A 12,986-nucleotide genomic window follows, 5' to 3' on the forward strand; every position below is an offset into this window, starting at 1 on the left:
GTACCGCGCCGACACGGCAACGGGGCCGCCGTTCCCTTCCGGGGGCGGCGGCCTCACGCCGTTCACGTCGTGGCGTACACCTTCTCCACGAACTCGCCGATCTGCTGGTCGGAGAGGTGCCGGGCGAGATCCGCCTCGCTGATCATGCCGACCAGCCGCTTGTTCTTGTCGATCACCGGCAGTCTGCGGATCCGGTGTTCCTCCATTTCCCGCAGCACCTCGCTGACATCGGCGTCCGCGCTGATCCAGCGCGGGGTGCCCTTGGCGAGATCCCCGGCCGTCGTCCGGGACGGGTTGCCGCCGCGCGCCACACAGCCGACCACGATGTCCCGGTCGGTGAGAATGCCGCACAGCCGCTCATTGCTGTCGCTGACCGGCAGTGCCCCGACGTTCAGTTCGCGCATCAGCTGGGCGGCGCGGTCCAGCGACTCCGTGGCCGGAATCCACTGCGCGCCCGGGTGCATGATGTCCGCTGCCTTCGTCATGGGTGTACCTCCTGACGGCCCACCGGCGGCGGAACCGGCCCGCGGGCCCCATCGTTCCGGTCACCGCGGCTGACGCTCGCGGCGCCCCCCTACGTTCCATGTCACCATCCCCCGGTGATGACGTCATGTCGGGCCCGCGCGGCGCTCCGGCGGGCCCCGGGGATCCTTCCGGTCCCGGCGGCGGCGGTCGGTGCCCGGTGCCAGACTGAGTACGGGAAGCCCTTCAGGCACACAGCCCTTCCTTCACACACAGTCCTTGAGGCATACCGTCCTTCACGCCCGATCGTTGAAGGAGCATCCATGCTCACCACCGACTATGTCCCCGGCGCACCCAACTGGCTCGATCTCGGCGCTCCCGACACCGACGCGGCCGCGGCCTTCTACCAGGCACTGCTGGGCTGGAGTTTCGAGTCGGCCGGCCCCGAAGCGGGCGGATACGGCTTCTTCAAGCGGGACCGCAAGACCGTCGCGGCTCTCGGCCCGCTCACCGAGCAGGGCGCGCGTGCGGCCTGGACGCCGTACTTCCACACGCCCGACGCCGACGCCACCGCGAAGTCCGTCGAGCAGGCGGGCGGCGGGGTGGCGGTCGCCCCGTTCGATGTCTTCGACGAGGGACGGATGGCCCAGTTCACCGACCCCGGCGGCGCCCGGTTCGCCGTCTGGCAGCCCGGCAGGACGGCGGGCCTGGAGCTGGTCACCGAACCGGGCAGCCTGTGCTGGACCGAGTTGCACTCCCCCGACCCCGCCGCGGCCCTCACCTTCTACCGCGCCGTCTTCGGCTGGGACGCCGAGGAGATGTCGTTCCCGGGCGGGACGTACACCGTGTTCTCCACGGCCGGAGCCGGAAAGGACGGCTCCTTCGGCGGGGTCGCCCAGCTCCAGGAGGGGCACTCGACGCCTCCGCAGTGGCTGCCCTACATCGAGGTGACGGACTGCGACCGCGTGGTCGCCAAGGGTCAGGAGCTGGGCGGTTCGGTGCTGATGCCCGCCATGTCCGCCGAGGGAATCGGCCGGATGGCCTGGCTGACGGACGTGGCCGGGGCACCGTTCGGCGTCATCACCAGCGAGAGCCCGGACAGCGGCGGTTGAGGCTCGGGAGCCGCACCGGGCGGGCTCGCCCGGTGCGGCTCCGGCCGTTCCTGCTCGGGCCGTCCCTGCTCAGGCCGTCTCCGCTCGGGCCGTCTCCGCTCAGGCCGTCCCTGCTCAGGCCGTCTCCGCTCGGGCCCGCGGCGCTCAGGCCCTCGGCGCCACCTTGGTGAGGCCGTTGATGATGCGGTCCATCGCGTCCCCGCCCGTCGGATCGGTCAGGTTCGCCAGCAGCTTCAGGGTGAACCGCATCAGCATCGGATGGGTCAGCCCGCGCTCGGTCGCCAGCCTCATCACCTTCGGGTTGCCGATCAGCTTCACAAAGGCCCGGCCCAGCGTGTAGTAGCCGCCGTAGGTGTCCTTGAGGACCTTCGGATACCGCTGGAGCGCCATCTCCCGCTGCGCGGCGGTGGACCGGGCATGCGCCTGCACGATCACATCGGCGGCCAGCTGCCCGGATTCCATCGCATAGGCGATGCCCTCGCCGTTGAACGGGTTGACCATGCCGCCCGCGTCGCCCACCAGCAGCAGCCCACGGGTGTAGTGCGGCTGGCGGTTGAACGCCATCGGCAGGGCGGCACCGCGGATGGGACCGGTCATGTTCTCCGGGGTGTAGCCCCAGTCCTCCGGCATCGAGGCGCACCACGCCTTGAGGATCTCCCGCCAGTCCAACTCCTTGAAGGACGACGAGGTGTTGAGCACACCGAGGCCGACGTTGCTCGTACCGTCGCCCATGCCGAAGATCCAGCCGTAGCCGGGCAGCAGCCGGTCCTGCGCACCGCGCCGGTCCCACAACTCCAGCCAGGACTCCAGGTAGTCGTCGTCATGGCGGGGCGAGGTGAAGTACGTACGCACCGCCACACCCATCGGACGGTCCTCACGCCGGTGCAGCCCCATCGCCAGCGACAGCCGGGTGGAGTTGCCGTCGGCGGCGACGACCAGGGGGGCGTGGAAGGTGACCGGTGTCTTCTCCTCGCCCAGTCGGGCCTCGACACCGATGATCCGGCCGGTGCGCGGGTCGGTGATCGGCGCGCCCACGTTGCAGCGCTCGTACAGCCGTGCCCCGGCCTTCTGTGCCTGGCGCGCCAGCTGCTCGTCGAAGTCGTCGCGCTTACGGACCAGTCCGTAGTTCGGATACGCGGCCAGATCGGGCCAGTCCAGCTCCAGCCGCGCCCCGCCGCCGAGGATCCGCAGACCCCGGTTGCGCAGCCAGCCCGCCTCCTCGGAGACATCGATGCCCATGGCGACCAGCTGCTTGGTGGCGCGGGGGGTCAGACCGTCGCCACACACCTTCTCGCGCGGAAAGGCCGTCTTCTCCAGCAGCAGTACGTCCAGGCCCGCCTTGGCCAGGTAGTACGCGGTGGTGGAACCGGCCGGTCCGGCGCCGACGACGATCACATCGGCGCTGCGCTCCGAGCTCACGGAGGACGCGCTCTGGGTGGGTGCGGTCTCGCTCACGCGGGGTCTCCCGAAGCCTCGGTTACGGCGTGCCGGTCGCGCCGGGCACTGGACAGCAGCAGTCTATGGGGGTCGTACTCCCCCACTTGCGAAGGGCCGTACTCGATGACCGTGACCCCGCCCGCCGTGCGCCTGCGTGTGCCCACCCCCGATGACGCCGCGGCCTGGCACCGCGTCTTCGACGATCCGGAGGTGATGGAGTTCCACGGCGGGTCCTCCCATGACCTCGCCCACTACGAGCAGTTCACCGCCCGCCAGCGCGATCACGCCGAGCGGTACGGCTTCTGCCTCTACACCCTGCTGAACACCTCGGACGAGGTGATCGGCTTCACCGGCGCCCAGCCGTGGCCCCAGGACTGGGGGCCGGTGGGCGAGGTCGAGATCGGCTGGCGGCTCGGCCGGGCGCACTGGGGCCGGGGGTACGCCACGGTGGCCGCGGAAGCCGCCCTGGAGCGGGTGCGCGCCGCCGGGGTCGGCCATGTGGTCGCGATGGTGCACGCCCGCAACGAACGCTCCATAGCGGTGACCCGGCGGCTGGGCATGCGGCCCGCGGAGCATCTGACGTCCCCGGTCTCCCGGTCCCCTGCCATCTGCCACCGGCTGGACCTGTGAGCCCGCGAACGCGCCGGGCCAGGAGGTGCGGTGCTACGGCCGGTACGCGCGGTGCAGTGCCACCACACCGCCGGTGAGGTTGCGCCAGGCAGGGCGGGACCAGCCCGCCCGGCTCAGCCGCGCGGCGAGACCCGCCTGGTCCGGCCAGGCGCGGATGGACTCGGCGAGGTAGACGTACGCGTCCGGGCTGCTGCTGACCGCGGTGGCGATCGGCGGCAGCGCGCGCATCAGGTATTCGGTGTAGACCGTCCGGAACGGCGCCCAGGTGGGGTGGCTGAACTCGCAGATGACGATCCGGCCGCCGGGCCGGGTCACCCGCAGCATCTCGCGCAGCGCGCCCTCGGTGTCCTGGACGTTGCGCAGCCCGAAGGAGATCGTGACGGCGTCGAAGACCCCGTCCGCGAAGGGCAGCCGGGTCGCGTCGCCCGCGGTCAGCGGCAGCCGGGGGTGGCGCTTCTTGCCCTCCTTCAGCATGCCGAGCGAGAAGTCGCAGGGGACCACATAGGCGCCCGCGTCCCGGAAGGGCAGCGAGGAGGTGCCGGTACCGGCGGCGAGGTCGAGCACCCGCTCTCCGACGCCCGCGTCCACGGCCCGCGCGACCGCCTTGCGCCACTGCCGGGCCTGCCCGAGGGACAGCACGTCGTTGGTGCGGTCGTACTTGGCCGCCACGTCGTCGAACATGGCGGCGACTTCCTGCGGCTGCTTGTCCAGGGATGCTCGGGTCACAGCCCCATTGTTCACCTCCCGCGGCGGCGGCCCGCCGCAGGGGTCGGCGCCCGCCGCGCCCGCGATCAGCGGCGCCGGTGCACCAGCCGCCCGTCCAGAGCCGTGACGAGGCAGTCACCGTTGTCGGCGAAGACCGCGAAGTCGGCGACACCGGTCGGGATCAGGGCGCGCGGCCGCGGACCGGACGCCTCCCGGATGCCCGACCGGGCCACGGCCGTAACGACCGCGGGCCGCGTAAACGGGCCCGTGAGCACGGTCGTGCCCCTCGCGAACAGCCGTTGCAGCCCGCGCCGCGCGCTGGCGCCCCAGCGTGCGTCCGTCAGCTCCAGGGCGGCGAGCGCCTCGCCGGTGAGCGGTTCGCTGCCGAGCTCGGCCGCCTCGCGCGGATCAGGGTGGTAGGTGGCCTCCAGGTACGTGGCACCGTCCGGTTCGTACCGGCCGGGTGTGAGCACCCCGTCCCACTCCCGGATCCGGGCACGCTCGCCGTACTCGGCGAGGAGTTCCTCGTACGGCCCGATGGCCCCGAAGCGGCTGCCTTCGACGACCACCGCGTAGCCGGGCTCCGTCCTCGCCTCGGTTGGGTGGTCCACCACCAGGCGCACCGCGCGCACGCGGTGGATCGTCAGCACGGCGGCACGGTCACTTCGCGTCGATGAGGTTGAGTTCGGGGTGGGCGGTGCCGCCTTCGATGGCCGTGGAGGACAGGTGTGAGACGACATGGTCGTCGACCGGGTCGTTCGCCGGGTCCTCGTGCACCACCAGGTGCTCGTAGGTGGTGGCACGCTGCGCGGGCACCCGCCCCGCCGCGCGGATGAGATGGAGCAACTCCATCCGGTTGGAACGGTGCTTCGCCCCCGCCGAGGAGACCACGTTCTCCTCCAGCATCACCGAACCGAGATCATCCGCACCGTAATGCAGCGACAACTGCCCAGCCTCCTTGCCGACAGTCAGCCAGGAACCCTGAATATGCGCGACATTGTCCAGGAACAGCCGGGCAACCGCGATCATCCGCAGATACTCGAAGACCGTCGCCTGCGTCCGCCCCTTCAGATGATTGTTCTCCGGCTGATACGTGTACGGGATGAACGCACGGAAGCCACCCGTACGATCCTGCACATCCCGGATCATCCGGATGTGCTCGATCCGCTCCGCATTCGTCTCACCCGTGCCCATCAGCATCGTGGAAGTCGACTCCACCCCCAGACCATGGGCAATCTCCATGATCTCCAGCCACCGCTCACCGGACTCCTTCAACGGCGCGATCGCCTTCCGCGGACGCTCCGGCAGCAACTCCGCCCCCGCCCCCGCGAACGAGTCCAGACCCGCCGCATGAATCCGCCGGATCGCCTCCTCCGCCGAGACACCCGAGATCCGCGCCATATGCTCGACCTCGGACGCCCCCAGCGAGTGAATCACCAGCTGCGGGAACTCCTTCTTGATCGCCGCGAAGTGCTCCTCGTAGTACTCCACGCCATAGTCCGGGTGATGACCACCCTGGAACATGATCTGAGTACCACCAAGCTCAACAGTCTCCGCACAACGGCGCAGAATGTCATCCAGATCACGCGTCCAACCCTTGGCCGCATCCTTCGGCGGAGCATAGAAGGCACAGAACTTGCACGCCGTCACACACACATTGGTGTAATTGATGTTCCGCTCGATCAGATACGTCGCGATGTGCTCCGTACCCGCGTAACGGCGCCTGCGCACGGCGTCGGCGGCAGCGCCCAGCGCATGCAGCGGAGCGGACCGGTACAACTCGAGCGCCTCTCCCGGGGTGATACGACCCCCGTCGGCGGCGCGGTCGAGGACTCCCTGCAACTCTGCGTATGCGGTCACCGGGGCGTACCTTTCGGAGGATTTACGGGCGGACCGACTCAGCGTACGCCAGCGGTTGTACGCCGCTGCGGGGGCATGTCCCAGCCCCCTTTGACGACGGACCTAGCGAAGCCTGCGCAGGGTGCCGCTCGGATCGCCCGCCTGATCGTCCTTCGCGCGGTAGCGCAGGGCGTCGCCCTTGACGAGGGTGAACCGCTCGTCCGTGGAGGCGTCGCTGCATCCCTCCTGGGGTGCGTTCCGCTTCAGCGCGGCATCGAGACGGAGTTCGCCGGAGTCGGCGGAGACCAGTTTCCAGGTGCTGTCGCAGCGCAGCACCGACAGCGTCACCCGGCCGCTCGCGACCTGCTCGCCGACGCGCCCCTGCCGGAAGGTGATGGTCATGGTGCCCACGGGGATACCGGAGTTGGAGGTGAGATCGCCCCGCCAGGTGCCGAGGAACTTCTTGGGGACCGCGCCCGGACCGTCCCCGGGCTTCGTCGGGGAGGACGGCGAGCCGGACGATCCGCCGCCGGGCCGGGTGTCGGCTTTGTCGCGCCCGGCACTGGACTTCTTGTCGCTGCCGGGCAGGACGTCGAAGACCACCGCGGCGGTCGTGGCGACGGCCAGGGCGCCCGCGACGGACAGGACGAGGGTGCAGCTGAGCGCCTTGGGGCGCTTCCGGCCGCCGACGGACGCGCTGAGCGCGATACTGCGGCCCGGTTCCGGTGCCGCGGCCGGGGGTGACGGGGACGGCGGTGCCGGGACCGGGGCGGGGTAGGACGGCGGCGGGGTCGGGCGGTCGGCGGGCCCATGGCCGGGGGGCCCGCCCGCGTACGAGGGGTCCGGGGGCCCGAACATGCCCAGGGCCGACGATCCGACGGTGGACGGGGTAGGAGGCCGGGTCGGGGCCGGCCCGTCCGGACCGGTGGCGGACGTCTCCTCGGCGGCCGGTTCCGCGGGTTTCCGCACCGCGGATTCCTGCGCGGCCGACGGTTCCGGGGTCGCGGTCGCCGGGTCCGGGGTCGCGGGCGGCTCCTCCGGGGTCGCGGGCGGTTCCGGATCCTCCGTTTCCGCTTCCAGATCGAGCAGCTCCACCGCCTGTCTGCTCACCCGCTCGACCAACGTCCCCGGCAGCCAGCCGGACCGTACGAGCCCCGAAGCACCGCCCTCCGGCGCCAGCCGGCGGACGATCTGCTCCGTGGTGGGGCGGTCGGCGGGGTTCTTGGCGAGGCACGCGGCCACCAGGTCGCGCAGTTCGCCGGTGAGCTGCGTACTGAGCACGGGCTCGGTGTGGACCACCTTGTACAGCAGCGCCGCGGAGCTGTCGCCCGGAAAGGGGCCCTCTCCGGTCGCCGCGTACGCCAGTACCGAGCCCAGTGAGAAGACATCGGTCGGGCCGCCGACGGTCTCCCCGAGGATCTGCTCGGGCGACATATAGCCGGGCGAGCCGATGGAGGCGCCGGTGGAGGTGAGCGACGTAGTGCCGTCGGTGGCCCGAGCGATCCCGAAGTCGATCAACCGCGGCCCGTCGAGGGCCAGCAGCACATTGGACGGCTTGACGTCGCGATGGACCAGACCGAGGGCGTGCACGGCGCCCAGCGCCTCCGCGAGACCCGCCCCCAGCACCCGTACCGACGCCTCGGGCAGCGGTCCCTCGTCGGATATGGCCCGGCTGAGCGAGGGCCCCGCGACATAGCCCGTGGCCACCCAGGGCACCTGTGCCTCGGGGTCGGCGTCCAGCACCGGCGCGGTCCAGGAGCCACCGACCCGGCGCGCGGCCTCGACCTCGCGCCGGAAACGGGCGCGGAACTCCTCGTCCAGCGCGAAGTGGGCGTGCACCACCTTGACCGCGACCGTGCGCCCTCCGGCGCTGCGCCCCAGGTAGACCCGGCCCATACCGCCCGACCCAAGCCGTCCGAGCAGCCGGTAGGCGCCGATGGTCCGCGGGTCGTCCGCTCCCAGCGGATCCATGGCGGTACCTCCCCCTCGACGGCGCGGTCCAGCTTAGGCGGGAGCCGGGACGGCGGCCCAGCCGCCCGTTCAGACGCCGGAGGCCGAAGTGTGCAGCAGTTCCACCCGCACGTCCGCCGGATAGCCCGAGTCGTGTCCGGTGCGGCGGGCGAACTCGGCGATGCCCTTCAGCTGCTCCTCGCCGAGGCTGAAGTCGAGGGTGGTGAAGTAACGCTCCAGCACCGGCGCCTCCAGGGCCTCCCAACGCGCCGCATGCTCGGCGACCTTGCCGACCTCCTCCATCGAGAGGTTCCGGGACTCGAGGAACGCCTCGTGCACCTTGCGCACGATCACCGGCTCCCGCTCCAGGTAGTCGCGGCGGACCGCCCAGACCGCGAAGACGAAGGGCAGCCCGGTCCACTCCTTCCACATCTGGCCGAGGTCATGGACCTGAAGGCCCAGCCGGGGCGCGTCGTGGAGGTTGGCGCGCAGCGCGGCGTCACCGATGAGCACCGCCGCGTCGGCCTCCTGCATCATCAGGCTGAGGTCGGGCGGGCAGGTGTAGTAATCGGGCGTGATCTTGTACTGCTCGGCCAGCAGCAGCCGGGCCAGGCGCACCGAGGTGCGGGAGGCCGAGCCGAGCGCCACCCGCGCGCGGTCCAGCTGCTCCAGCGGCAGCTGCGAGACGATCACGCAGGACATCACGGGCCCGTCGCAGCCCACCGCGATATCGGGGAGCGCCACCAGGTCGTCGGCGTTGCGCAGATACTCGACCAGGCTGATCGGAGCGATATCGAGGTCGCCGCGGACCAGCATGTCGTTCAGTGCGTCGGGCGACGCCTTGGTGAGCTCGACGTCCAGGAGCGAGCCGGTCCGGGCGAGCCCCCAATACAGCGGCAGGCAATTGAGGTACTGGATGTGTCCCACTCTCGGGCGGCTGCGCGGGTGGCCGCCATCGACCGTGATGCCTTCGGAGTCACCCTGTGTACTCCGCGAGGGGGAACTCGGTGAAATGTCCACGTGCGGAGGCTAGCCCCGCGCGGTGCCCACGGCGGCGGCGGGGTGGCGCGCGGCCCCCGCGATTCACGGGCGGCAGGCGCTCGACCTGGGGTCCTATCCACTCTCCAGCGGTCGGAAACCCCTCGTATTCGTGATCTTCGGCTCTTTCCCTTCGCACACGCAGCGTGCTAAGCTCGCCGCAAGTTGCAGTTTGGTTTCCCTTGCAGTACAGAGCCTGCGGAGCATGTAACCGCGGGCTTTTGTAGTTTTCAGACTTCTTGCAGGTTCTGGAGCAGGGCAACCCTTTGGCCCAAGGAGGGCTTATGGCTACCGGAACCGTCAAGTGGTTCAACGCCGAGAAGGGCTTCGGCTTCATCGCCCAGGACGGCGGCGGCCCCGATGTCTTCGTTCACTACTCCGCGATCAACGCGTCTGGCTTCCGCTCCCTTGAGGAGAACCAGGCCGTGACCTTCGACGTCACCCAGGGCCCGAAGGGCCCGCAGGCCGAGAACGTCAGCGCGGCTTGATCTAGCAACACCCAAGGTGCCCTGCTCCTCCGCGCCGGCGGAGGAGCGGGGCTCCTGCCTTTCCGGCTTGCGGGCCTTCCGCGCCGGCTCCGGGCCTTTCCGCGCCGGGTCCGCGCCGGGTCCGCGATCAGCCTTCGTCCGCCGTCAGTCTTCCAGCATGCGGAAATCGGCGAATTCAAAGCCCGGTGAGACCACACAGCTCACCAGCACCTCTTCGTCCGCCGCCGGACGTGCCGCCTGCCACACCCCCGGCGGTACGACGGCCTGCGGCCGCTGCCCGGCCGCGATATCGGGCCCCAGCACCACCTCGGTGGGATGATCCGCCTCCGGCCGCTCACCTGCCCCGCCCAGCAGCAGCCGCAGCGGACCGCCCCGGTGCCACATCCACAGCTCGGCCGAGAGCACCACATGCCAACGGAACTCCTCGCCCGGAGCCAGCAGGAAGTAGATCGCCGTGGCCGTGGCCCGCTCACCGGCGTACCCCGGGAGCTGGGCCGAGACCTCGCTGCGCCAGGTCTCCCGGTACCAGCCGCCTTCGGGGTGCGGCCGGAGGCCGAGCCATTCGGCCATGTCGGGACGACGGTTCATGGCCATGCTCCCTCACCGCTCTCACACATCCGACCGGGCCTGTTGAGGCTAGCCAGGCCCGTTGAGATTAGCCAGCGCGCGGAGGACGACGGCGGCGCACCGCGGACGCGCGCGCCTGATCGGGTGACCGTGCGCCCGGCGCGACCGCGGATGACAGCGCGTCATCCGTCGTAGGCCGCCTGGTGGGACACGGCCTCACACGACCATCCCTCTCCCCTGAGCACATTGCCCAGCCCGGCCCAGGCGAAGTCCATCAGGGTCGCCGCCGCCTCCTGGGCCGACGGCCCGCCCTGGTCACCCGCCCAGTCGGCCAGCGACTCCGCCGCGCCCACCAGGGCGTGCGCGATAGCGGACACATCCGCGCGGGCCAGTTGGTCCCGCACCGCGTTGTCCCGGGCCGCGGCGGCCAGCAGCTGGGTCACAAAGGTCACCAACTCCTCGCGCATCGCGGCCACTTCACGCGCGAACGGCCGTCCATGCGTACGGGCCTGAACATGCAGCAGCGTCCAGCCGTCCGGATGGGCCGCGGTGTGCGCGAAGAAGCCGCTCAGCCCGCTCCACAGCTGGCGGTCGGCGGACGCCCCGCGCTCGACTGCGGCCCGCACCGCCGCCACCAGGGCCGCGACCTCACGCCGTATGCACGCCGCGAACAGCTCTTCCTTGGAGTGGAGATAGAGATAGACCAGGGGTTTGGAGACCCCCGCCAGCTCCGCTATGTCGTCCATCGACGTGTGCTGATAGCCGCTGCGAGCGAACGCCCGCACCGCCGCGTCCAGCATCTGCTGCTCCCGCACCGCCCGCGGTACGCGCTTGCCCCTCGTCGCCCCGCCCACGCAGGACCGCCCCCTCTTCGACCGTGCCCCCGCACACATATCGCCGACGAGCCTATCCAGAGCCGCGATGCCCCCGGACCTCGGTGTGGTCCGGGGGCATCGCGGGCGCGGCCCAAGCGCCGTGTGGGGACGCGGTGTTACGCGGCGGCCAGCTGGGGTTCGGCCGGGTCCGCCTGGCCGCTGCCGTCCGGGTCGTCCAGCGGGGACGAGGAAGCGTGGGCGTAGGCGTCCCGGTCGAGGATCTTCTCCCGGGCCGAGACCAGGACCGGGACCAGCGCCTGGCCGGCCACGTTCGTAACCGCTCCCCGAGTATGTACGTTAATCAGCGCGGGAGCGGCCAGCGGAGGGGAAGTCATGGCCAAGCCAAAGCGTGTGGGGATCTACGTACGCATCAGCAAGGACCGCAAGGGGCAGGAGCTCGGCATCCAACGCCAGGAGAAGGCGTGCCGTGAACTGTGCGAACGGATGGGGTGGAGCGTCCTCAAGGTCTACCCGGAGAACGATACGTCGGCATCGACGACCAGCAAGCGGCGGCGTCCGGTGTACACCGAGATGCTGCGCGACGCCCGAGAGGGCCTGATCGACGGCATCGTCGTCTACTCGATCGACCGTCTGACGCGCCGTATCGCCGAACTGACGCACTTTCTGGAAGAGCAGAAGGAGCACGGCTTCGCCTTCGCCACGACAGAGGGCGAGGACACGGCGACCGCGAACGGCCGGATGATCCTGACGATCAAGGGGGCGGTGGCCCAGCAGGAGACCGAGCGCATGTCGGAGCGCGTGAACAACTCGCTGCTCCAGCGCCGCGAGCAGGGCAAGCCCCACGCCGGTGGCAGCCGCCTGTTCGGCTTCAAGGAAGGGTCGAACTTGCAGGAGTTGGAGCCGGGGGAGGTGAAGCTGATCCGTCTCGGCTATCAGATGCTGATGGACCAGCTGACGCCTGGCGACATAGCCCGAGCGTGGAACGAGCAGGGGGCACGGACGCCGGAAGCCGAAACCGCCTGGGATATCCACAAGGTCAAGCGGGTGTACCGCTCGGAGCGCATCGGCGGCATCGTCTCCTACAAGGGGCAGGACATCGGAGACAGCATCTACCCCCACCCGCTCACTCGGGAGGAGTGGGAGAACGTGCAGACCATCCTGGACAGCCGTGCCACTCCCGCCCGGAAGGGCTCCGGGAAGCGCAAGCACCTGTACTCAGGCTTCCTGAAGTGTGGCCACTGTGGATCAACCATGCGCGTTCAGTGGGCGACCATCCAGGGCCGTACCTTCCGCCGAGCGTTCTGCCACTCCTCCCAGGTCGGCGCCAATGGCGAGACGGGATGCGGCAAGGTCAACCGCCGCCTGGACTGGATCGAGGCTCGCCTCAACGAAGTAGTGGAAGCCGCTCTGACGAAGCGGAGGCCACAGACACAGGCCGCCCCCTCCGAAGACCTGTCCGGCGAGATCAAGTCCTTGGAGGGACGCATCCGGGGTCTGCGCAATCGCTGGAAGGAGGGACGGATGGAGGACGAGGACTATTTCGACTCGTTGACCCACCTCCGAAGCGACCTGCAAACTCTCCGGGCCCGTGAATCGGCATCGGTTGTCAGGGAGGCCCGCACCGAGACCGATGCTCTGGCGGTGTGGAAGGACGAGGACATGCAGAACCTCGAACGTCGCCGCGTGATTGTGGCGAGTGTGATCGACCACGTCGAGGTCTTCAGCGTGGGCCGGGGGCGGAAGAAGCCTCCCGAGCTCGACTCGATCAGGGTTTGGCCGGTCGTGGCGGATTCGCAGGGTTGATCTTCTTCACCTGATCAGCCAGGTAACCGTCCACCACGGCCGATAGCCGAGCGTCGTAGTCCGGCGGCGGTACCCACCGGGCCAGGATTTCAGCGATCCACTCCGGCGTTTCCTGGGGG

Annotated in this window: 13 protein-coding genes and 1 pseudogene; 4 read left to right on the top strand and 10 right to left on the bottom strand. The window is 70.2% G+C overall.

Annotation, left to right across the window (positions count from 1 at the left end; translation table 11 throughout):
- Positions 1-62 precede the first annotated feature (62 nt).
- Entirely contained in the window at positions 63-485 is a 423-nt protein-coding gene (locus tag AC4BEG_RS14545; protein WP_490706299.1) for a CBS domain-containing protein, read from the bottom strand.
- A gap of 300 nt (positions 486-785) precedes the next feature.
- Here AC4BEG_RS14545 and AC4BEG_RS14550 point away from each other — a divergent pair, with 300 nt between their 5' ends.
- Positions 786-1,574 (top strand): VOC family protein, encoded by a 789-nt coding sequence (locus tag AC4BEG_RS14550; RefSeq protein WP_490706300.1) that lies wholly within the window; start codon positions 786-788, stop codon positions 1,572-1,574.
- A gap of 144 nt (positions 1,575-1,718) precedes the next feature.
- Here AC4BEG_RS14550 and AC4BEG_RS14555 read toward each other — a convergent pair whose 3' ends face one another.
- Entirely contained in the window at positions 1,719-3,029 is a 1,311-nt protein-coding gene (locus AC4BEG_RS14555) for a geranylgeranyl reductase family protein (protein WP_490706301.1), read from the bottom strand.
- A gap of 105 nt (positions 3,030-3,134) precedes the next feature.
- Here AC4BEG_RS14555 and AC4BEG_RS14560 point away from each other — a divergent pair, with 105 nt between their 5' ends.
- Entirely contained in the window at positions 3,135-3,641 is a 507-nt protein-coding gene (locus AC4BEG_RS14560) for a GNAT family N-acetyltransferase (protein ID WP_490706302.1), read from the top strand.
- 33 nt (positions 3,642-3,674) lie between these two features.
- Here AC4BEG_RS14560 and AC4BEG_RS14565 read toward each other — a convergent pair whose 3' ends face one another.
- From AC4BEG_RS14565 to AC4BEG_RS14585, 5 genes are all read right to left on the bottom strand, one after another.
- The gene (locus tag AC4BEG_RS14565) at positions 3,675-4,367 is read right to left on the bottom strand and encodes a demethylmenaquinone methyltransferase (RefSeq protein WP_490706303.1); all 693 of its coding nucleotides are present in this window, start codon (positions 4,365-4,367) and stop codon (positions 3,675-3,677) included.
- Between the two features lie 65 nt (positions 4,368-4,432).
- Positions 4,433-4,996, bottom strand: coding sequence for a hypothetical protein (locus AC4BEG_RS14570; protein WP_490706304.1), 564 nt, complete (start codon positions 4,994-4,996; stop codon positions 4,433-4,435).
- Between the two features lie 10 nt (positions 4,997-5,006).
- Positions 5,007-6,206 carry a cyclic dehypoxanthinyl futalosine synthase gene (mqnC, locus tag AC4BEG_RS14575; RefSeq protein WP_490706305.1) on the bottom strand — a complete coding sequence of 400 codons (1,200 nt, stop codon included), beginning with the start codon at positions 6,204-6,206 and terminating at the stop codon, positions 5,007-5,009.
- A 102-nt stretch (positions 6,207-6,308) separates the two neighbouring features.
- Complete coding sequence (locus tag AC4BEG_RS14580; RefSeq protein WP_490706306.1) at positions 6,309-8,156, bottom strand: serine/threonine-protein kinase; 1,848 nt, start codon at positions 8,154-8,156, stop codon at positions 6,309-6,311.
- A 69-nt stretch (positions 8,157-8,225) separates the two neighbouring features.
- Positions 8,226-9,062 (bottom strand): menaquinone biosynthetic enzyme MqnA/MqnD family protein, encoded by an 837-nt coding sequence (locus AC4BEG_RS14585; RefSeq protein ID WP_490706307.1) that lies wholly within the window; start codon positions 9,060-9,062, stop codon positions 8,226-8,228.
- Positions 9,063-9,457: 395 nt separating this feature from the next.
- On the opposite strand from AC4BEG_RS14585, the gene AC4BEG_RS14590 reads away from it, so the two are divergent.
- A complete protein-coding gene (locus AC4BEG_RS14590; protein WP_014178671.1) occupies positions 9,458-9,661 on the top strand; it encodes a cold-shock protein in 204 nt (67 codons plus the stop codon).
- Positions 9,662-9,805: 144 nt separating this feature from the next.
- Here the strand turns inward: AC4BEG_RS14590 and AC4BEG_RS14595 are convergent, their stop codons facing one another.
- From AC4BEG_RS14595 to AC4BEG_RS14605, 3 genes and pseudogenes are all read right to left on the bottom strand, one after another.
- Positions 9,806-10,249, bottom strand: a complete 444-nt coding sequence (locus AC4BEG_RS14595; protein WP_490706308.1) for a cupin domain-containing protein — start codon at positions 10,247-10,249, stop codon at positions 9,806-9,808.
- A 161-nt stretch (positions 10,250-10,410) separates the two neighbouring features.
- The gene (locus AC4BEG_RS14600; RefSeq protein WP_490706309.1) at positions 10,411-11,121 is read right to left on the bottom strand and encodes a TetR/AcrR family transcriptional regulator; all 711 of its coding nucleotides are present in this window, start codon (positions 11,119-11,121) and stop codon (positions 10,411-10,413) included.
- A gap of 98 nt (positions 11,122-11,219) precedes the next feature.
- Positions 11,220-11,378 (bottom strand): annotated as a pseudogene (locus AC4BEG_RS14605) (dicarboxylate/amino acid:cation symporter); the annotation flags it as partial.
- Positions 11,379-11,436: 58 nt separating this feature from the next.
- On the opposite strand from AC4BEG_RS14605, the gene AC4BEG_RS14610 reads away from it, so the two are divergent.
- Complete coding sequence (locus AC4BEG_RS14610) at positions 11,437-12,867, top strand: recombinase family protein (RefSeq protein ID WP_490706310.1); 1,431 nt, start codon at positions 11,437-11,439, stop codon at positions 12,865-12,867.
- Positions 12,868-12,986: the final 119 nt, after the last annotated feature.

The sequence above is a fragment of the Streptomyces sp. JLBJ103 genome (assembly GCF_058215575.1).

Coding starts and splice junctions, on each gene's coding strand:
- AC4BEG_RS14545 (WP_490706299.1), bottom strand. CDS start 485: ATGACGAAGGCAGCGGACATCATGCACCCGGGCGCGCAGTGGATTCCG.
- AC4BEG_RS14550 (WP_490706300.1), top strand. CDS start 786: ATGCTCACCACCGACTATGTCCCCGGCGCACCCAACTGGCTCGATCTC.
- AC4BEG_RS14560 (WP_490706302.1), top strand. CDS start 3,135: ATGACCGTGACCCCGCCCGCCGTGCGCCTGCGTGTGCCCACCCCCGAT.
- AC4BEG_RS14580 (WP_490706306.1), bottom strand. CDS start 8,156: ATGGATCCGCTGGGAGCGGACGACCCGCGGACCATCGGCGCCTACCGG.
- AC4BEG_RS14590 (WP_014178671.1), top strand. CDS start 9,458: ATGGCTACCGGAACCGTCAAGTGGTTCAACGCCGAGAAGGGCTTCGGC.
- AC4BEG_RS14595 (WP_490706308.1), bottom strand. CDS start 10,249: ATGAACCGTCGTCCCGACATGGCCGAATGGCTCGGCCTCCGGCCGCAC.
- AC4BEG_RS14600 (WP_490706309.1), bottom strand. CDS start 11,121: ATGTGTGCGGGGGCACGGTCGAAGAGGGGGCGGTCCTGCGTGGGCGGG.
- AC4BEG_RS14610 (WP_490706310.1), top strand. CDS start 11,437: ATGGCCAAGCCAAAGCGTGTGGGGATCTACGTACGCATCAGCAAGGAC.